18 protein-coding genes are annotated in these 20,039 nt (G+C 48.1%); 9 read left to right on the forward strand and 9 right to left on the reverse strand.

Annotated elements, in window-relative coordinates; genetic code table 11:
• Positions 1–4: 4 nt before the first annotated feature.
• Positions 5–2,038: an OmpA family protein gene (locus F0P94_RS13715; protein ID WP_191907046.1), complete on the forward strand. Its 2,034-nt coding sequence runs from the start codon at positions 5–7 to the stop codon at positions 2,036–2,038.
• 111 nt (positions 2,039–2,149) lie between these two features.
• On the opposite strand, the gene F0P94_RS13720 is transcribed toward F0P94_RS13715, so the two are convergent.
• From F0P94_RS13720 to F0P94_RS13730, 3 genes are all read right to left on the reverse strand, one after another.
• Positions 2,150–2,377, reverse strand: coding sequence for a VF530 family protein (locus F0P94_RS13720; RefSeq protein ID WP_150904460.1), 228 nt, complete (start codon positions 2,375–2,377; stop codon positions 2,150–2,152).
• Between the two features lie 43 nt (positions 2,378–2,420).
• Positions 2,421–3,425, reverse strand: coding sequence for a flotillin-like protein FloA (gene floA / locus F0P94_RS13725; protein WP_150904461.1), 1,005 nt, complete (start codon positions 3,423–3,425; stop codon positions 2,421–2,423).
• A gap of 134 nt (positions 3,426–3,559) precedes the next feature.
• Positions 3,560–4,027: an NfeD family protein gene (locus F0P94_RS13730; protein WP_150904462.1), complete on the reverse strand. Its 468-nt coding sequence runs from the start codon at positions 4,025–4,027 to the stop codon at positions 3,560–3,562.
• Between the two features lie 123 nt (positions 4,028–4,150).
• On the opposite strand from F0P94_RS13730, the gene F0P94_RS13735 reads away from it, so the two are divergent.
• The 3 genes from F0P94_RS13735 to F0P94_RS13745 are packed head-to-tail and all read left to right on the forward strand — an operon-like array spanning position 4,151 to position 5,896.
• Positions 4,151–4,705: a hypothetical protein gene (locus F0P94_RS13735; RefSeq protein WP_150904463.1), complete on the forward strand. Its 555-nt coding sequence runs from the start codon at positions 4,151–4,153 to the stop codon at positions 4,703–4,705.
• Between the two features lie 27 nt (positions 4,706–4,732).
• Positions 4,733–5,299 carry a hypothetical protein gene (locus tag F0P94_RS13740; RefSeq protein ID WP_191907047.1) on the forward strand — a complete coding sequence of 189 codons (567 nt, stop codon included), beginning with the start codon at positions 4,733–4,735 and terminating at the stop codon, positions 5,297–5,299.
• A gap of 18 nt (positions 5,300–5,317) precedes the next feature.
• Positions 5,318–5,896 (forward strand): hypothetical protein, encoded by a 579-nt coding sequence (locus F0P94_RS13745; RefSeq protein ID WP_150904465.1) that lies wholly within the window; start codon positions 5,318–5,320, stop codon positions 5,894–5,896.
• Between the two features lie 88 nt (positions 5,897–5,984).
• Here F0P94_RS13745 and proS read toward each other — a convergent pair whose 3' ends face one another.
• Positions 5,985–7,463: a proline--tRNA ligase gene (gene proS, locus F0P94_RS13750; protein ID WP_150904466.1), complete on the reverse strand. Its 1,479-nt coding sequence runs from the start codon at positions 7,461–7,463 to the stop codon at positions 5,985–5,987.
• 194 nt (positions 7,464–7,657) lie between these two features.
• On the opposite strand from proS, the gene F0P94_RS13755 reads away from it, so the two are divergent.
• Both F0P94_RS13755 and F0P94_RS13760 read left to right on the forward strand, forming a co-directional pair.
• The gene (locus F0P94_RS13755; protein WP_150904467.1) at positions 7,658–8,947 is read left to right on the forward strand and encodes a hypothetical protein; all 1,290 of its coding nucleotides are present in this window, start codon (positions 7,658–7,660) and stop codon (positions 8,945–8,947) included.
• Between the two features lie 18 nt (positions 8,948–8,965).
• Positions 8,966–10,495 carry an OmpP1/FadL family transporter gene (locus F0P94_RS13760; protein WP_150904468.1) on the forward strand — a complete coding sequence of 510 codons (1,530 nt, stop codon included), beginning with the start codon at positions 8,966–8,968 and terminating at the stop codon, positions 10,493–10,495.
• A gap of 125 nt (positions 10,496–10,620) precedes the next feature.
• Here the strand turns inward: F0P94_RS13760 and F0P94_RS13765 are convergent, their stop codons facing one another.
• Both F0P94_RS13765 and F0P94_RS13770 read right to left on the reverse strand, forming a co-directional pair.
• Complete coding sequence (locus tag F0P94_RS13765; protein ID WP_150904469.1) at positions 10,621–11,319, reverse strand: hypothetical protein; 699 nt, start codon at positions 11,317–11,319, stop codon at positions 10,621–10,623.
• 158 nt (positions 11,320–11,477) lie between these two features.
• Complete coding sequence (locus F0P94_RS13770; protein ID WP_150904470.1) at positions 11,478–12,107, reverse strand: hypothetical protein; 630 nt, start codon at positions 12,105–12,107, stop codon at positions 11,478–11,480.
• 189 nt (positions 12,108–12,296) lie between these two features.
• Between F0P94_RS13770 and F0P94_RS13775 the strand changes: the two genes are divergently transcribed.
• The 3 genes from F0P94_RS13775 to F0P94_RS13785 all read left to right on the forward strand — a co-directional run bounded on the left by F0P94_RS13775 (position 12,297) and on the right by F0P94_RS13785 (position 17,161).
• The gene (locus F0P94_RS13775; RefSeq protein ID WP_150904471.1) at positions 12,297–14,504 is read left to right on the forward strand and encodes a S9 family peptidase; all 2,208 of its coding nucleotides are present in this window, start codon (positions 12,297–12,299) and stop codon (positions 14,502–14,504) included.
• Between the two features lie 7 nt (positions 14,505–14,511).
• Positions 14,512–16,104 carry a glycosyltransferase family 39 protein gene (locus tag F0P94_RS13780; RefSeq protein ID WP_150904472.1) on the forward strand — a complete coding sequence of 531 codons (1,593 nt, stop codon included), beginning with the start codon at positions 14,512–14,514 and terminating at the stop codon, positions 16,102–16,104.
• A 64-nt stretch (positions 16,105–16,168) separates the two neighbouring features.
• Positions 16,169–17,161, forward strand: a complete 993-nt coding sequence (locus F0P94_RS13785) for a glycosyltransferase family 2 protein (protein ID WP_150904473.1) — start codon at positions 16,169–16,171, stop codon at positions 17,159–17,161.
• Between the two features lie 86 nt (positions 17,162–17,247).
• Here F0P94_RS13785 and F0P94_RS13790 read toward each other — a convergent pair whose 3' ends face one another.
• From F0P94_RS13790 to F0P94_RS13800, 3 genes are all read right to left on the reverse strand, one after another.
• Positions 17,248–17,976 (reverse strand): hypothetical protein, encoded by a 729-nt coding sequence (locus F0P94_RS13790; RefSeq protein ID WP_150904474.1) that lies wholly within the window; start codon positions 17,974–17,976, stop codon positions 17,248–17,250.
• Positions 17,977–18,073: 97 nt separating this feature from the next.
• Positions 18,074–19,498 carry a hypothetical protein gene (locus F0P94_RS13795; RefSeq protein WP_150904475.1) on the reverse strand — a complete coding sequence of 475 codons (1,425 nt, stop codon included), beginning with the start codon at positions 19,496–19,498 and terminating at the stop codon, positions 18,074–18,076.
• A 189-nt stretch (positions 19,499–19,687) separates the two neighbouring features.
• Entirely contained in the window at positions 19,688–20,008 is a 321-nt protein-coding gene (locus tag F0P94_RS13800) for a DUF3817 domain-containing protein (protein ID WP_150904476.1), read from the reverse strand.
• Positions 20,009–20,039 lie beyond the last annotated feature (31 nt).

Here is a 20,039-nt window from a genome sequence, read left to right on the forward strand (position 1 = left end):
TTTCATGTATAAACATATCCTTTTTTGTTTCGCATTTTTCCTGGCAGCGTTTGCGGCGGAAGCCCAGAAATACGTCTGGACTACCAAAGTGCTGAAAGTTTCTTCGCAACGCGCCAGCGGCAAAGATCCGTATGCACCCGACCAGGTGATCGGCGAACCGAACGCGCTTCCGCTGGGCGAACCGAACAGCCAGGCCTGGAGCCCGAAACGCGACGATGAAAAAGAAGAATTCATCGAGATCCGTTTCTCAAAATCTTTGGTGGCGCGGCAGGTGGCCGTGGTGGAAAACGTGAACCCGGGTTCCATTACTAAAATTGAACTGGTAGATACCCGCGGCCTGAAACACGAAGTTTATAAAAACGAGATGCCGGGGCCGCTGGCCGTAAAATCGCGGGTGCTAACGGTATCTTTTCCGGCCGCAAAATACCGCACCATTGGCGTGGTGGTTACCATGAATACCGCTGCCGTAGGCGGCGTGAACCAGATCGATGCCATCGGGATTGCCGATACCGAGGAATCTTTTGTCCGGAAAGAGCTTAAAACGAAGCAGGAGGTTGCTTTCGATACGGTAATGGAGAACGTAGGCCCGAATGTGAATACCAAATACGTAGAAACCCGGCCAATTATTTCTTCCGACGGAAAAACCTTATTCTTTGCCCGCCAGGATCACCCGAAAAATACCGGCGGCGCCTCCGACGGCCAGGATGTGTGGGCCTCGCCATTACTGGACATGAAAACCCAGTCCTGGGGGCCGGCTAAAAACCTTCCCGGTCCGGTAAACAACAACGGCAACAACGGCGTGGCCTCGGTTTCGGCCGACGGCAATACGCTGCTGCTCATCAATACCTACCACCCGGATGGTACCATGACCCCGGAAGGTGCATCGGTAAGTACGCGTACCAAAAGTGGCTGGAGCCTGCCGGTTAAACTGAACATTCTGAACTACTACAACAACTCCAAAGAGCTGGTCGATTTCTTTCTGGGAAGCTCCGGGAAAGTGCTGCTCATGGCCGTAGAACGCAACGACGGGGTAGGCGGACAAGACCTGTTCGTGAGTTTTCTGCAGAAATTCGGGGTTTGGTCGAAGCCGATTAACCTGGGAAAAACCATTAATACCAAAAAATCGGAATTTGCTCCTTTCCTTGCCGCCGACGGCAAAACGCTGTTCTTTGCCTCGGACGGGCACAAAGGCTACGGTAAAAGCGATATTTTCTATAGCAAACGCCTCGACGATACCTGGCAGAACTGGAGCACGCCGCTTAATTTAGGCCCGGAAGTGAATTCCAAAGACTGGGATGCTTATTATTCGGTTTCGGCGGCCGGCGAATACGCGTACCTGGTTTCAACGAAGAATGGTACGGAAGATTCGAAAGATATTTTCAAGATCGGGTTAGTTTCCAAATTCAAGCCGGAGCCGGTGGTGCTGGTTACGGGCCGCGTTTTAGATGCCAAAACGAATAAGCCGCTTAACGCCAAAATCATTTACGAGTCGCTGGTAACCGGCGAAGAACTGGGCGTGGCGCAAACCAATCCGGAAGACGGTACTTACACCATTGTACTGCCCAGCGGAACCAGCTACGGTTACCTGGCTGAGGCTGACGGCTACATTGCCATCGACGAAAACCTGGATGCAACTGAAACCAGCAAATACACCGAAATTACCCGCGACCTTTTACTCGTGCCGTTTGAAGTTGGTGCTAAAATCAAGCTGAACAACATCTTCTTTGCCCAGAGTAAATATTACCTCCGCGAAAGTTCTTTCTCTGAACTGAACCGCCTGGTAAAGATCATGAAAGATTACCCGGCCGTAGAGATCCGCCTGGAGGGGCATACCGATAACCAGGGCGATTCGAAGCTGAACATGAAGCTCTCGGTAGACCGGGTAAATGAAGTGAAGAAATATCTGGTAGAAAAAGGTATAGAGAAAAAACGCATCAGCACGATCGGTTACGGCGATACCAAACCGGTAGCCAGCAACGTGAAAGAAGAAACCCGTGCCCTTAACCGCCGGGTAGAGTTCGTGATCATGAAGAAATAGCCTGAACAGTATGGTTTGGTAAAAAAGGGGAAGCCTGCTGATGTATTTCAGCAGGCTTCCCTTTTTGAATTTTTATTTTCTAATCTGGTATTCCTGATTCCGAAAAGCTTTTTACTTCTTTTTATTCGTTACATAATGCACGTACAGATCTTCCACATCTTTGCGGGCCCAGGGCGTGGTGCGTAAAAATTTTAGGCTCGATTTTATGCTGGGGTCGTGGGTGAAACACCGGATCGTGATCATGTTGCCGAGCTGTTTCCAGCCGTAAAAAGCTACCAGTTCGGTAAGAATAGTTTCTAAAGTTTTGCCGTGCAGCGGGTTGTTTTGTTGTTCTTCCATTCCTGAAATTTTCGGTTACCTTTTAGTACCCAAAGGTAACGTTTTAACTTTGCCGGCCCTCTTCGCGGCCTGGTTTGGTGCTGCCGCTGCTGCCCGGGTTGGCAATGGAATCGCGCATGTCGGTATCGGCTTGGATGTTACGCATTTTGTAGTAATCCATCACGCCTAAATTCCCTTGCCGGAAAGCATCGGCCAAGGCTTTTGGAACTTCTGCTTCGGCCTGCACCACCAGGGCTTTGGCTTTCTGGGTTTCGGCGCGCATTTCCTGCTCTACGGCTACGGCCATGGCGCGGCGTTCTTCGGCTCTTGCTTCGGCTACTTTTAAGTCCGCGTTGGCCTGGTCGATCTGCAGTTTGGCGCCAATGTTTTCCCCAATGTCTACGTCGGCAATATCGATGGAAAGGATCTGGTAAGCAGTTCCGGCGTCGAGGCCTTTCTGCAATACCAGCTTCGAGATCTTGTCCGGGTTTTCCAATACTTCTTTATGCGATTTAGACGAACCGATGCTCGTTACAATGCCTTCGCCCACACGCGCCAGAATGGTTTCTTCGCCGGCACCGCCCACTAATTGTGCGATGTTGGCCCGAACCGTTACGCGGGCTATAACGATCAGCTGAATCCCATCCTGCGCCACGGCTGCAACGTTGGGGGTGTTGATCACTTTGGGGTTTACGGAAGTGGTAACGGCTTCAAAAACGTTGCGGCCGGCCAGATCTATAGCGGTAGCTTGCTTAAAGGTAAGCGGAATGTTGGCTTTATCGGCCGAAATTAAGGCTTTGATGACGGTTGGCACGTTGCCGCCGGCCAGGTAATGCGTTTCAAGTTCGGAACTGGTGATCAGGATGCCGGCTTTGGTAGACGTGATCATGGAATTTACGATCAGGCTCGGCGGCACTTTCCGGATGCGCATAAAAACGAGGTCGAAAAGATTAACCCGCACGCCCGAAAATAAAGCGGTGACCCAAAGGTTGATCGGGAAAAAATACAGGAATACCAGGAACAGAATTACGATTCCGGCAACCAGAAACGCGGGGGAAAGATCTTGCATAGTTTTATTTCAGACGTTAGATATTAGACATTAGATGTTAGACTTTTTCTCGCTAAATGGTAGCGGTTTTCTAAAAAGCCAATCAACAATCAACAATTAGCAATCAACAATTAACAATTTAACAATTAAGCCATTTAGCTTGTCTGTTCCACAACAATGCGGTGGTGGTCGATCTTAATAATGCGGATGCTGGTATTGGTGGGAATGAATTCGCCGTTGGTGCAAACTTCAAAGTGTTTCCCGTGAAAATACCCGGTGCCGATAGGGCGTAAGGAAGAAAGCGTGGTGCCTGTTTCTCCAACCTCGAGTTCCGGTTTAATGTCTTCGTTTACCCGCGCTTTGTTTACGGTGGTTAAAGCAAATTTCTGCCAGGTTTGTTTTTTCAGGCCGACGTACACAAAAGCTGCCGTAAGCACCACCGAAATACCCAGTATAAGGTAGCCATAACCGGAGCCCAGGTCGCGGAAACCCATCCAGACGCCAATGCCTATCAGAATTACGCCGGCCAGGCCTACCACCGTAGTGCCGGGCACCAGCACAATTTCGGCCGCCAGCAACACAATGCCAAATACCAGCAACGACACAATCGTGATCCATTCCATATGCTTCGGAAGTTGATGTAATGCTTAAAGATACATTTTTCTGCCGGAAACAAAATTTCAGGAGCCGGGATTGTATTTGATTTTAAAATAACATAGCTTTCTGAAAACTGTTTTAACCTCAGCATGAAGAAGGCCATTTTACTTTTTTTACTGGTTTGGATAGGATTTGGGACCAGAAGTTTTTCCCAGATGAGCCCGGGAGATACGATCCGGAAGAATAACCAGTACCTGAATTCGGTATATGTGGAGGGCATGGGGAACACCATGACCGGTTCTTTTAACTACGAACGCCTGTTCCGGATAAAAGGCCGCACCGATGTACTGGCTTTCCGCGTAGGCGGCATGTGCTGGCCTTTGCCGATGAATAAGAATAAGGAGGCGTATGACATCGACATTCCGATGGAGTTCAGCGTGTTCTGGGGAGCGGAAGGAGTGAAGCCTGAAGTTGGTTTTGGAGTAACTTATAAAATTATTACTGAAAACAACGATGAAACGGGCAAGCTGAAATATGAAACTGCTTTGATGCCGGTTGTGCGGCTTGGCTGCCGGTATGTTTCCTCAAATAACAAGTTTTTCGTCCGGGCTGGGGTCTTGGCTTTGTTTATTGGTTACGACTATATCCTGCCTCCGGTATGGCCTTCGGTAGGTCTTGCGCTGGGTTACAGCTTTGGGAAGTAGCAAAAGCCTGATTTTAATGCTCCGGTAATGAAAAAAACACGGATACTTTTTTGCCTCATTTTGGTAGCATTTTCCAAAGTAACTTCAGGCCAGGTGTTGCCCTCAGATTCAGCTAAAATAGCAGCGCCTTTTCACAATTCGGTTTATCTGGAAATTATGGGAAACGGGTTAGCGGCTTCGCTGAATTATGAGCGGGTATTCAGGTTGCCCAAATCTGAAACCTGGATCGCGGCGCGGGTAGGAGGAGCCTGGTTTCCGGCGGGAAGAGAAGAAGGTTACACCAATTACACTACGCTTGTGCCGGTAGAGATCAGCATTTTTCACGGGGAAAAACCCTGGAAAAATGAAGCTGGTTTTGGTGTTACTTTTATGGAAGAAGCCGATTTTAATAGTGAAAAGCAAAGGCCTGAAAAGCAACAAAATTTAATTCCGGTTTTCAGATTTGGGCGGCGTTATGCTGATCCGGAAAGCCCGTTTATGGTCCGGTGGGGCGTATTGGCGGTGATCCTGCCGGATGAGGTACAGGGAGATTTTCTTCCGCAAGTTATGCCTTGGTTCGGGGTTAGTTTGGGTTACGGTTTTGGTAGAAGGTAATATTTTAATGCTTCAACAATGAAAAAAACACTTATCCTTTTCTGGCTGATTTTAGCAGCGTTTTATCATGCTTGTAACGCCCAAGGTCTCCGTACGGATTCTGCCGAAATGACTTCGGCCTTTCAGCATGGTGTTTATCTGGAAGCAGGCGGTGCCGCTTTATTAGGATCCCTAAATTATGAAATGCGGTACAATTTTCCAACAAGCAACAGGACCATTGCATTCAGGGTAGGCGGTTTGTATCTGCCGGAAGGGAAAGCGGACGGGAAGCAAAAGTACTGGCAGGCTATTCCGGTGGAAGTCAGTACTTACGCCGGAAAGCGTGATTTAAAAATGGAGTTTGGTTTAGGGCTTACTTACCTTCAAAGGGTTTATAAAAAAGATTCAGACAATTACGAAGCCGTGGTTAAAGAAAAGGGCTTTTTGCCGGTACCGCGCATCGGCTTACGCTACGAAAAAGCAGATACGCCTTTCTTTGCCCGCCTGGCCCTTACCCCATTAGTAATCGGCACGCTTAAAAACGATTCCGATTTTATATTGCCGCCTGTGCTGCCTTGGTTTGGGCTTAGTTTTGGTTATACCTTTAGTAAGCAGTAAAAATAGGCCTTTAATACAAAAAACCTCACAGGTCTCCGAGACCTGTGAGGTTTAAGGCAGTAGTTTTTCAGTTTAAAAGCTACCGTTTCTAATACGCTCTGGCAAAATAAACGCGACGCGACGAAGGTTTTCCGGTTACCATATCCACGCCTGCTTCTTCCGGGGTATCCAAGGCAATGCAGCGGATGGTCGCTTTGGTTTCTTCCTTGATGCGTTCTTCGGTTTCCGGAGTGCCGTCCCAGTGCGCCAGTACAAAGCCTGGTTTTTCGTCCAGTACGCGTTTGAACTCTTCGTAAGAATCTACTTTTACGGTGTTTTCCTGGCGGAATTGCAGCGCTTTGTTGTAGATATTTTCCTGAATGTCGTGCAGCAGGTTTTCGAGGGTGTTTTCCAGGCCTTCCAGCTGCAGGCTTTGCTTTTCTTTGGTGTCGCGGCGGGCTACTTCGGCGGTGCCGTTTTCCAGGTCGCGCGGACCAATGGCTACGCGTACCGGCACGCCTTTCAGTTCCCATTCGGCAAATTTAAACCCCGGGCGTTCGGTATCGCGGTCGTCGTATTTTACCGAAATGCCTTTGGCTTCGAGTTTTTGCTTCAGTTCCGCTACCTTTTCAGAGATCTGGGCCAGTTCTTCGTCTTTGCGGAAGATCGGCACAAATACTACCTGGATCGGCGCCAGTTTCGGAGGCAATACCAGACCTTCATCGTCGGAGTGGGCCATAACCAACGCGCCCATTAAACGGGTGCTTACGCCCCAGCTGGTTCCCCAAACGTGTTCCAGTTTTCCTTCTTTGTTCGTGAATTTTACATCGAAAGCCTGGGCAAAATTCTGACCTAAAAAGTGCGATGTTCCGGCCTGTAAGGCTTTGCCGTCCTGCATTAAGCCTTCGATGCAATAGGTGTCTAAAGCGCCCGCAAAGCGTTCGTTCGGGGTTTTTACGCCTTTTACCACCGGCAGGGCCAGATAGTTCTCGGCGAAATCGGCGTATACGTTCAGCATCTGCACGGTTTCGGCTACAGCTTCTTCGGCGGTGGCGTGGGCGGTGTGCCCTTCCTGCCATAAGAACTCGGCGGTGCGTAAAAATAAACGCGTACGCATTTCCCAGCGCACTACGTTGGCCCACTGGTTAATGAGCAAAGGCAGATCGCGGTAGCTTTGGATCCAGTTTTTGTAGGTGCTCCAGATAATGGCTTCGGAAGTAGGACGCACTACCAGTTCTTCTTCCAGCCTGGCCTCCGGATCTACGCGTAGTTTTCCTTTATTGTCCGGATCGTTTTGCAGGCGGTAGTGGGTTACCACCGCGCATTCTTTGGCAAAACCTTCGGCATTTTTCTCTTCGGCCTCGAACATGCTTTTCGGGATGAAGAGGGGGAAATAAGCGTTGGAGTGGCCGGTCTTTTTGAACATATCGTCCAGCACGCGCTGCATCTTTTCCCAGATGGCGTAACCGTAGGGCTTAATAACCATGCAGCCGCGCACGCCGGAGTTTTCCGCCAGGCCCGCGCGCTTTACTAATTCGTTGTACCACAGCGAATAATCTTCGCTTCTTTTAGGTAAACCTTTGCTCATATTTTAATATCTTTGTTAAAGGCAAGCCCTTTCCTGAAAAAGTGATTTTTTTGGTACGGGATTTGCGTTGAAAATTTCTATATTAGAATATCATTCCGGGGTAAAATTACGTTAATTAAGCATATAAACCTTATGCCCGGAGCCTGATTCAAGTTAACATTACTTTCGTTCGCCGGACATTTTTCGAGATAGCCATGAGATTATTATCTACATCCATTTTAATACCGCTGCTGGGATTGGCCGCACTGGGCTGTACCAGCAGCACAGCGTTGCAGTCATCCGAAACCGATGACCTGTACTTTGCCTCTTCGGACCGCACCAGGCGGGTAGAAACGGTGGCGTCGGACAACAGCAGCGGTTACGGAACTGTTTCTTCCGACGAAGCAGTGAATCCGGAATATTCCGGAAACTCTTCATCAGGACAGCAGGCTGTAACGAACAACTATAATTATTACGATAGCGATTACGGCTATTCCTCAAGAACCCGTTACCGTTCCAGGAGCAATTATAATTTCTATGCCGTAGATCCGTTCTATTCCCCTTTCGGTTATTCGGCGGCTTATTGCTATAGTTTATACGATCCGTTCTGGTACCCTTACTGCTATCCGTCGCCGGGCTTAAGCATCAGCATCGGTTATGGCTGGGGTTACGGTTATCCGGGCTACGGCTATTACTACGACCGGCCTTACGGCTACTATCCTTACCGCGGCTACTATGGCGGTGGTTATGGCGGCTACTACCAGGGCTTCTACGATGGCTATCATGCGGGCAATTACGGTTATGGCTACAACCGCCGCAAAGTAAATTATGCCCCGCGTAACGACCGGAGCACCGTGCCTACGAACGTATCGAATTCCGGCGGTTCAGCCGGGCGTCCGGCCATGCCGGGCCGGGTAGCCTCTCCGGGGCAGCCGGGCAGGGTGGCCGCTCCGAACCAACCGGCAGGGCAGACCGGCGGGCGGCCAATGCGGGTTGCTACACCACAGCAGGAAACTAGCCAGCCGGGAAGACCGGCTAATCAGCCTGCCAGAGAAGGACAGGCGCCACAGCAGTTAAACCAACAGCCGGATGCCCAACAGGTTCGTCCGGATAATTACCAGTTCCAGAACCAGCCGCAGCCGGGCAGCCGTCCGGTAAGAGGCCGCGATGCGGAGGTTCCGGCTAACCAGAACGATCAACCTGCTCGTCAGATGGATAAGCCAAGACAAACGGATGCGCCTGCTCCGCAAAGTGCCCCGGCGCAACCGGAACGGCCGGCACGTGGCGGCAGAGGTCTGTTCCAGAGCCGTCCGGCTGAACAGCCAAGCGCTCCGGCCCCGCAGCCTGCCCCGAACTACAACCGGCCTTCGCGCAGTAACAGTGAGTACCGGAGCAACGACGGTGGCGGCAGCAGCGCCCCGGTTTACCGCAACAGCTCGCCATCCAACAGCGGTGGCAGCAATCAGGGTCGCCCGAGCGGTAGCTTTGGCCGCCCGCGTAACTAATATTCTGCAAACAAACTTATGAAGAACCTGAAAATAATTGCCGCCGGGCTGGCTTTGCTGGCCTGGTCTGGCAAAGCTATGGCACAAAATGAAACAGATGCCCTGCGCTATTCGCTGCTGGGCTTTGGCGGAACGGCTCGCGTGCAAGGGCTGGCCGGGGCACAGACCGCTTTGGGCGCCGATGCTTCTACCATGGCCGGCAACCCGGCTGGCTTAGGCTTGTATCGCAAAAGCGAAGTAACGTTCTCGGCAGGCCTGAATTTTAACGAAACCAAAAGCCGCTTCGGCGGCATTTCAACTCCTGACTCCCGCAATAATTTCAATATTCCGCAGCTGGGCATTGTGTTTGCCGACCGGAAGCCGGATGAAGTAGAAGGGAAATGGCGTGGGGGTAGTTTCGGGATTGGCTTTACCCGATTGAACAGCTTTCAGTCCAGAACTTCCTACGAAACCAACTTGGCGGACCAAAACTCCTTTCTGCAATCCTTACAGGATAATATTACCAACTTTGGAATTACCAAGGCTGAGCTTGATGCTGAGTACGGGAATAACGGCGACAATATTACGACTACTGAAGGATTGGCTTATGCTACTTTTCTTATTGATGCCGATACCTTGACTGGTAAATTATTTGTGCCGGGACGTAAGGGAATCGTGAATCAGCAGGAAAGTATTTTCCGGCGCGGGGCGCAGAACCAATGGGATTTCAGCTATGGCGCCAGTTACCTGGACAAGCTCTTTATCGGTGGTTCACTGGGTTTGGTTACGGTACGGTATGAGCAGGAAAGGACCTTAACCGAAACTTCGGCGCAGGAAGAACCCGTTCTGGCTAATTATACTTTAACCGATTATTTCAAGACTTCCGGTGCAGGTATCAATTTCCGGGTTGGTTTGATCTATAAGCCGGTAGATGCCCTCCGGATCGGCGCCAATATCCAGACGCCAACCTTTATGGGTTTAACGGATTACTACAATTCGGATATAGAAACGAATTACCGGCCGGATGTTGTTTCCCCAAGCCGCTTTACCGCCAGGACTATTGACGGACAATTCGAATATAACCTGACTACGCCCTTCCGGGCCAATGGTGGTTTAGCTTACTTTATAGGCAAGTACGGGTTTGTTTCGGCCGATATTGAATACGTAGATTATGGCGATGCCCGGTTCAGTTTTTCCGACGATAACCCCTATGGGTACGATCCCGGTACAAAGTACTTCAGAGCGCAGAACAGCCGGATAAGCAGTACCTACGGCAGCGCGCTGAATTACCGGGTGGGGGCCGAAGCCCGTTTCGATGTGTTCCGGGTACGGGGCGGTTTTGCTTACTACGGCGACCCGTACAAGACCAGCAACGTGGAGCGTAACCGTAAATACTTTACCGGCGGCATTGGCCTGAAAGAAAGCAATTATTTCATAGATGCGGCTTACGTATTCAGCAAATACAACAGCTACTATTCGCCCTACTCGCTGAACGATAATTCGCAGCCGGTAATAAATACCGATAATAATAACTCCAGTTTTGTAGTTACAGCGGGCTTTAACTTTTAAGCTTAAATTGTTACCGTTTCAGATAAAAAAGCGGCTTTCCTTTCAGAAGGGAAGCCGCTTTTTTGTTTCTACAAAGTGCCTTGTTCGATTTAATTCATAAAATGGTACCCTTTCCGGCCGGAAAACTACTTTACATTCACCGTGTAAGTTCGGGTAGTAATTTCGTTCCTTTCGGTAATGGTCGTAAAAGTGTAAACGATCTGGCTGCCTTTTACTTTGTTTGCCGCTACTTTCTCCCGCAGCTTATAGGTATACTTATTGGCCGGAGAGGCGATTGCTTCGTGAAGCGGTTGGCTGGCTTCAGAGCTGGTCGCGGTAAACGATTTAAGCTTGTCCCGGGAGGATACGGTTATCGTTAATTTATTGATGGAATCGCCGGTAGCCAGGGAAATGCTGTTTTCTTTCGGGCTGAAATCGATAACTGCTTTGGGGTACTCAACCTTCACGGTATAGGTGCGGCTGGTGGTTTCATTTCTTTCGGTAACTGCCGTGAACGTGTAAACAACCCGGTCACCCTTTACTTTACTGGCAGCAATTTTATCTAGCAGAACCGTATTGTATTTTCTGGCTGGGAAGGGGATGGTATCATGAAGCAACTTCGCTGAATCGGAACAGCCTATGGTAAATGACTGAAGCCGGTCCATGGAAGAAACGGTAATGGCCAGCTTGTTTACCGAGTCGCCGGGGGCTAAGGCAATGGTGTTTTCTTTCGGGTTGAAATCTATTATCGCTCTGGGGTTTGGCGTGCTGTCGTTTACGCAGCTGCTTATGAAGCCGGTAGCCGCAACCAGACCAGGTAACAGAAAAGATAAAGCGTTTTTCATGGCGAAATGAATATTCAGAAAAGCAAAGTTAAGGTTTATACGGTCTGAATTTTACTCCTGTGATTTGCATTTGGTTTCTAGCTTGTTAATTAGCGAATAAACCATAAAAAAAAGCCCCGCAAATTTGCAGGGCTTTTGTCTGTTTAAGGGCTTTAGGCCTATTTTTCAACTTTTACATCGATAGTAATTACACTCTGAGTAGCAGTGTTTGTAGGTTTTGTTAAAGCCGTAACTTTAGCAATTCCATGTTTCCCGGCTTCAGTTTTAAAAGAGAAAACGTCGCCAACATTTAAGTGCTTTACAGATGAAGAAGGCGTAAGACCCATGTTCGTGTAAATAGCAGCTACTTCATCGCCGTTGGTGGCTGCAGTGAACAATGCCTCATTTGCGCCCATATCCTTGAACATAGTCGCGTTTTTCTTTGTCCAGTTGGCATAATCAGCAGAAGTAATAGCACCGAAAACCTTAGCGCCGTTTGCATCATTTGGAGCAGCAATAGTCGCGCTATCCGGAGCTACATCGCCGGCTACGCTGAAGTAATAGCCGAAATCGATAATGGCAGCGTTTGCTTTTGAGTTAGTAGAGTTAATAACGTCACCTGTTGTAGAAGCGAAGAAGCTACCAGGGGTCGCCTGCTGGTTTCCTAATATTTTGGCAGTGAAAGTATTCATTTCTTTTGGTGCCGGAGGTGCAGGTTGCGGATCATCATTGTCATCACCGCAGCTGGTCATTAATCCTAAGCTGGCAACAGCTAACATCGAGAGGTAAAAGTTTCTCAGTTTTTTCATAAGTTTTTAATTGTGTAAGGTTTATTATGGTTTAATTTATTTTCGAATCGGTTACGCAAACTTAATACCAATTTTACAATATAAACAGCCAGTAAACTGAATATTGGCCGTTAAGGTTGTGCATCTTTTGGCAAAGGCAAATTAATCCGATAAATTTAGCACTTCAAAATTAATTTCCCACTTTAGCTTATGAAATTTCAGGTAAGAAATTTATTTCTTGTTTTCGCCCTTTTGTTTGCTGCCAAAGTTGCTTTGGCCCAGCAGAAACTTAAGATCACCACGGAAGATATCTGGCAGAAAAATACGTTTGCCGTGAAATCGGTTTATGGCGTAAACTGGATGAAAGACGGGCGCTATTATTCTTCGGAAGTGGCCGATAATGCCAACAAGGCCGTAGATATTGTCAGGTTCGATGTTACCACCGGCCAGCCGGTAAACACCCTTATAGAAGGGGAAAGCCTGCGGCCGGAAGGTAGCCAGGCGCCGCTGGAGTTCGACAGCTACGAATTCAGCGCCGATGAGAAGAAAGTGCTTTTTTCTACCGAAACCGAACCAATTTACCGCCGTTCTTCCAAAGCCGAATATTATGTTTACGATCTGGAAACCAAAAAGCTGGCAAAATTAAGCAACGGCGGCAAACAATCTTATGCCTCTTATTCGCCGGATGGCAAGCAAGTGGCTTTTGCCCGCGACAATAACCTGTTTGTGGTAGACCTGGCCACCATGCAGGAAAAACAGCTTACCACCGACGGGAAATTCAACTACATTATTAACGGCTCCACCGACTGGGTTTACGAAGAAGAATTTGAATTTGCGAAAGCCTTCTTCTGGTCGCCGAATTCTGACCGGATCGCTTTTTATACCTTCGATGAAAGCCAGGTGCTGGAATATAACATGCAGATCTGGGGCGGTTTATACCCGAAAGACTACCGTTTTAAATACCCGAAAGCCGGCGAGGCCAACTCCGTGGTAACTATTTCGGTTTACGACCTGAAACAGGGCAAAGCCGTGAAAATGGATATCGGTCCGGAAAAGAACCAGTACATCCCGCGCATTAACTGGACCACCGACAACAACCTGCTTTCTATCCGCCGGATGAACCGTTTGCAGAATACCCTGGAAATTCTGCACGCCAATGCTGCCACCGGAGCAAGCAAGGTGATCCTGACTGAAAAAGATAAAGCCTACATAGAAATTACCGACGACCTGACATACCTGAAAAATGGCAAGCAATTCGTGATCTCGAGCGAAAAGGATGGTTTCCGCCACCTGTACCTCTACGATATGAAGGGCAAAGAGCAGCGCCAGATCACCAAAGGCAACTGGGAAATTGCAAACATCTTTGGCATAGACGAGAAAAACGAAGTAGTGTATTTCACTTCTACTGAAGTTTCGCCGATGACGCGCCAGCTGTACCGCATCAGCCTGAAAGGGAAAAATAAAACCCGCCTGACTAAGGAAGATGGTACGCACAACATTAACATGAGCCCGGATTTCCAGTATTACCTCGATTATTTTTCCACGGCCAATACGCCTTTAACCGTAAGCCTGCACAGCGGCAAAGACGGTAAACTGATCAAGAAACTGGAAGATAATGCCGGTTTAAAAGACAAACTGGCGCAATACGAAACTTCCAAACTGGAATTCTTTAATTTCAAAACCACCGAAAACGTAAGCCTGAACGGCTGGATGATAAAACCCACCAACTTCGACCCGAATAAAAAATATCCGGTGCTCATGTTTGTGTACGGCGGTCCGGGCAACCAGCAGGTAAACGATGCCTGGAATGCCAAGGATTTTCTGTGGTACCAGATGCTGGCGCAACGCGGTTACATGATCGTGTGCGTAGATAACCGCGGTACCGGCGGCCGGGGCGCTGCCTTCAAGAAAAGCACGTATGCCGATTTAGGCAAGCTGGAAGCGCAGGACCAGATCGAAACGGCTAAATACCTGGGTTCGCTGCCTTACGTAGACAAAGGCCGCATCGGGATCTGGGGCTGGAGCTTCGGCGGCTACATGACCCTGCTGGCTTTAACCAAGGGAGCCGACTACTTTAAGGCCGGCATTTCGGTAGCTCCGGTTACGAACTGGCGCTTCTACGATACCATTTACACCGAGCGCTTCCTGAAAACCCCGCAGGAAAACCCAACCGGCTACGACGATAACTCCCCGGTAAAATACGCTGACCTGCTCAAAGCAAAACTGCTGCTGGTACACGGCACCGGCGATGATAACGTACACGTTCAGAACGCGTTTGCCATGACCGATGCGCTGGTAAAGGCTAATAAGCAATTCGAGACTTTTTACTACCCGAACCGGAATCACGGTATTTATGGCGGCAATACCCGTTTGCACCTCTACAACATGATGACCAGTTTTATTGAACGGAATTTGTAAGCCTGGTATGAACGTATTTACAACGGAGAAGGTCGCAGATCCGGAAAGCCTGCAGGAAACAAAGGCTTTGCGTAAGAAGCGGAACATCATGCTTTTGGCTTTCTGGGCGGTTTTTATAGGTTTAGGCATACTGTTTTATCATAAATCGGTTTTTTTTCTGCCGCGGGGAATCCATGAATGGGCGCAGGCAGACCGGCTTGCGCTGGCCATGCAGTTTTATGACCGGGGGTTTAATTTTTTCAAACCTGCTACCTACAGCTTAACTTCCATAGATGGCATTGTGGGAGTGGAGTTCCCGTTGCAGGCTTACCTGGCAGCGCTTTTAGGTTTGGTTTTTGGCCGCGGGAATATCAGCGTTATGTTCCGGGTGCTGGATATTCTGGTGGCCTTTACTGGCTTTTATTTTTTATTCCGGCTGGTACTGGAGAAAACCAATAACTTCTGGCTGGCAATCTTGCCGGGCATTTTTATGCTTGGTTCGCCGGTGTTTGCTTATTATGCTGGCAATTACCTGCCCGACCCATTCAGTACCGCTATCGTGTTTATTGGTTTTTACTTTTTCTTCCGGTTTACTGAAAAGCGGCAAACGAAAGACCTTGGTATAAGCTTTGCGCTTTTTACGCTGGCGGGTCTGGTGAAGACAACCAGTTGTATCTTCTTATTATCGGCCGCAGGTTTTTTGCTTTTTATTTCTTACCTGCAACCTGCTTACCTGACTTTAAAACAGAAGCTTACCTTGCTGGCCTGTACCCTTATGGGGCTGGGCGTGGTAGCGGGTTATACATTCTATAACCGGTACCTGAACAGTAAATACCAGGCCTGGATATTCCTGGCCGATATAAAGCCGATAAAAGATGGAGAAATGCTAAGCTATATCCGGCATCGTTATTTTGATGTATGGCGCTTTGAGTATTTTACCCGGTTTCAATACCTGCTTATTTATGCCAGCATACTTCTTTTCCTGGTTTTTATAATTTCTCATTTCAGAAAGCGCCTGCCTTATGCCGCTATGGTTCTGATCTCGTTTGTTGGCGGAACCTTCTTTTTTGTTCTCATGGGAAGCCAGTTGATAGATCATGATTATTACATTATTTCGGCTTACTACCCGATTGTAATGCTGCTGTTACTGCTGGCTATCTTTCAATTTGCGGCTTCTGTTAGAAATAAATATCTTTTAAGCGTAGTACCCGTTGGTTTGTGCATCGGTTTGCTTTTTTCGGGTTTAAAATACCATAATTACCGACTGGATGAGCGTTATAAAAGCTTCTCAGATTATTATAGTTATCCCTGGATGATGAATGGGGCCGATATTATTAAGGCCGCCGGGGTAGAAAAAGATGCCCGCTTGCTAGTGTTAAGTGGTAAGTCTCCTAATCTGGCTTTGGTATATTTTGACCGGCAAGGGTTTGTTTGGGGAATTACTGACGAGAACATGCCCGAAAGCCTGGCAATTAAGCAAAAGATGGGGGAAATGGACTTGCAATATGCCCTGATCAATAAACCGGATTTTGAGAAGCTGCTTAATGCCCGTCCGGATCTGATGGAATTGTTTGAAGCTGTGGTTCAAAATAAGCAGTTTGTAGTGTTAAGGCCCTTATAGGTTTTCTCCGTTTTTTTACTAGTTTTGTTAGCGTTTCTCTTACTTCTGAACACCAATTTTTAATATGGGCCTTATTTTGGATCCGGCAATTTCCGTTATTATCCCGATCTATAACGAAGAAAAAAACATCTTCAACCTTTATGAACGGCTTACGGGGGTAATGCAAACCTTAGGCGAAAACTATGAGTTCGTTTTTGTGAACGATGGCAGCCGGGATAATTCCTTTGCTCTTATTAAAACGCTGGCCGACCGGGACGAAAAAGTGAAGTTCATTAATTTCAGCCGCAACTTCGGGCACCAGATCGCGGTAAGCGCCGGCCTGGATCATACTTCCGGAAAAGCGGTAGTTATTATAGATGCCGACCTGCAGGACCCGCCGGAACTTATTATAGATCTGTACCGGAAAATGCAGGAAGGCTTTGAAGTGGTATATGCCCGCCGCCGCAAGCGGGAGGGCGAAAGCTTCCTGAAGTTATTAACCGCTAAGTACTTTTACCGGATCCTGGCAAAAATTACTTCGGTGGAGATTCCGGTAGACACCGGCGACTTCCGGATCATGAGCGATAAGATTGTACAGGTATTACGCCACATGCCGGAACGGAACAAATTTTTGCGGGGGCAGATCTCCTGGGCCGGGTTCCGCCAGACCTATGTAGAATACGATCGTGCGCAAAGAGTAGAAGGGGAAACCGGTTATACGTACCGGAAAATGATCCGTTTTGCCCTGGATGGCATTACTTCTTTCTCTGATTTTCCGCTGAAGGTAGCTACTATGATGGGTTTTGCTGTTTCCGGCGTGGCTTTTATGGTAATGCTTTATGCCATGTATGTCCATTTTGTAACGGAAGCAACAGTGCCGGGCTGGACCTCCCTGATCCTGAGCATTCTGTTCCTGGGTGGGATCCAGTTAATTTCTATCGGTATTATTGGGGAATATATAAGCCGGATCAGTAATAATGTGCGCAGCCGTCCTTTATACATTGTAAACGAAACAAACTTAGCTGTGCAGCAGAATTCCGGGCCGCAGCATGCCCAAATCTTTTCACCTACAGTATAAGGTAAATTACAATCCTTTAAAGAAAAGCCTGCAGTTAAGCCTTGCAGGCTTTTTTAATGTATTTGGGTACCGTTTTTAGGTAAGCTTTAAGGGCGGTGCAATACCTGGGAAAACCGGAACGTAAAACTTTGGCCTCCTATCGGAAGGATCAGTTCGTAGGTTTCGGCATTTTCGTGGCGCGGGAAAAATACTTTGCCGTAAATAAAAGACTGGGAAGGCAGCGTGGTTTTACGCAGCAGTTCCTGTTCGAAATAGAATTTCTGCTGGTTCAGGGAAAGCCGGTCTACTTCTAATTTTATTTCTTCCTGCTCGCGGCGGTAATTTGCTTCCTCGCGTTCGTAAAGGCGCTGCTCGCGCGCTTCGGGCGTTTCTCCCTGTTTCCGGCTGGCTATCGAGCTGGCCGTTTCCGTTAGTACTTCGGTGGTCTGCCGAATGGTGGCATTGGCTTCCTCAGCGTACTGCCGCGATCGCTGTTTTTCCAGGTTCAGGAATACCGTTTCCGGATCGCGGGCCGGTTGCTTCTGGGTTTGTTTTGCCGTTAAGAGCCTGCCTTTCAGTTTACAGGAAAACAAGGCTGGATCGGCCAGTATCGTTTTTTCGGAGTTGTTTTCGATGCTTACGTTAAAGAGGGCGTAATTCTTATCGTTGTTCTCGTATGCCACTTTTACGGTAATACCTTCGGCGGTTTGCTGCACGTATTCGCGGCCCCAAAGCCAGGTAGTTTCTTCGGCTTGGGGTTTTAACTGGGAAATGGAATACGGGCTTACGCAGGAAGTAAGCAACAAGGCGGCAACAGGAAGTAAATAGCGGTACATACCTGCGGTATTGGAAAGGTTTAGTTTATATTAATTGTGGCAGATATTTACTTCTAAAAAAATGCTGCCAGTCTTTCTTTTTTATTGAAAGCAGAAATCAGTTCTTTTCTGAATTTGCCGGTTGCTCGTTTTTCCCTTCTTCCGCAGCCTTCAGTTTTTTGATCTCCGCTTCAAAATCCAGCATTGTTTCCTCAGAAGCACTGGCGTTAAAAGTATAGGGGAAGGTAAAACCTTCGGAATAGATCAGGACCTGGTTTTCGCCGGCAGGTACGTTTAAGGTGTTGGTATTGTAATAGGTCCGGCTGTAGCCTTTGGCTGATGTAACGGTTACAAAGTAATTCTGAGAAAAGATGTTGTCAATTTTCAGAGATGCGGCTGCTTCGGTTGGCTGGTAATTAATAACCGGGTTGGGGTTCTCTTTATTAACCGTGTACGTTACTTCGTAGTCCAGCTTTCCTTTTTGCTGAACGCGGGCTTTAAAAATACCAAATTCACTTTTGAGCACTTTGTCACCTTTTCGGGCGTTAAATTCCTGACCATTAATTAGTAAAGTTGCTTTTTCCGGAATGCCGGCAAAGGTAACCTTCCCCTTTTCCTTACTTTGGGTGTAGCGGTCGTTTTCATAGGTCAGGTGAAGCTGGTTGTTGCTTTGGGAAACGGTAAGAAAGTTTTCGTTTTTCAGAAAGTCTAGCTCATACCAGTTGTTTTCTTTGAAATAGCGGATAGGGCGGAAGTTCGATTCTTTTGAATAAGGGTTCCAGGAATTGAACATGATCCGGTCGGTGCCATCCAGATAAGTGCCGTTATTATTGCTGTCGATCAGGATATGGTTTATGCCCTGCTCATCGGCTGCGGTTAGGTAAGATACATTCTGCATGACCAGGCCAGGGTTTGCTTCATAAATTACCAGGTGCGAGCCATCGGGCATGGCAAAGGCATGATAATCGTAAGAAGGAATATCGATCACATAATCCGTGTAGCTTTCCCAGCGCCAATCCGTTTTGGGTACCATCCGGTGCTCAGTAGCCATATATGTTTCGGTGGAATACACGGGCCGGGAGGTTTTACTGGCATAATCGTACTGGTAGCGCGTAACCGGGCGGGTTCTGGTAACCATAACCATCTGCGATTGATACGTAAAGTGCGGAACCCAACGGCTGCGTAATACCGGCTTTAATTTAAGGGCGCTTTTATCGAAGTACATATCGCCGTTCGAGCGGCGTTTTTGTCCGGAGATCAGGTTTCCGGCAGCATCCTTTATGGTAAGCAGGCCGTCGTTTTCCTGCAGGGTATAAGCTTTACTGTTCCAGTTAAAAGCATACTGGCTGTTTTGCAGGACAATTTTCTGGCCTTTTATATCGGGTTTGGCCCAGCTGTAATCCTGAAAGATGTTTTCGCGCAGGTTGCTCTCCATTTGCTTGTTGCTCATTTCGTGGCGGCCACCCGACCAGCGTTTAACGGTTTGAGCCGAAAGGCTGCCGCAGCAAAGCAGGCTGCAAAGGGTAAAAGTTAACAGGCGCATCGGATAGGGACTTAAAATCAGAATTGTTTAGCTAAAGTAAAATCCTGTTATCTTAATTCCAAATCTACAGCCCGGCAATTGGTAAAGCAGGAAAAAAATAGGGTGAAACAAGGAAGGCGGCCACCGGCAGGATTTAATAACCTTGTGCCGGCGGCCGCCTTAAAAAATGCTATGTTTTTTCCTGAAAAACTAAGCCAGAACCTTTTCGCGCTCAGCTTTGGTTTGCTGCTGCTTTACTACTTTGGCATCGAATACAAAGGTGCCAAACGGCAAAACCGAAGCCACAAAACCCATCGCTATTTTAAGAATAGACCAGCGGTAGGCAAAAGCCGCGTGCAGCAAAGCGCCAATGTAAAGCATAAATAAAAGACCGTGGGCCCAACCAGTATATTTTACGGCCAGCGGCATATCCAGCAGGTATTTCAGAGGCATGGCCACAAAGAACAGCAGCAAAGCCGAAATACCTTCTATAATTCCGATCACGTGCAGGCGCTTTAAAGGAGTATTCATGTTTATAAGGTTTGTTTTAGCAGGAAAAGAT

It is taken from the genome of Adhaeribacter soli (assembly GCF_008727925.1).
Classification (GTDB): Bacteria; Bacteroidota; Bacteroidia; order Cytophagales; family Hymenobacteraceae; genus Adhaeribacter_A; species Adhaeribacter_A soli.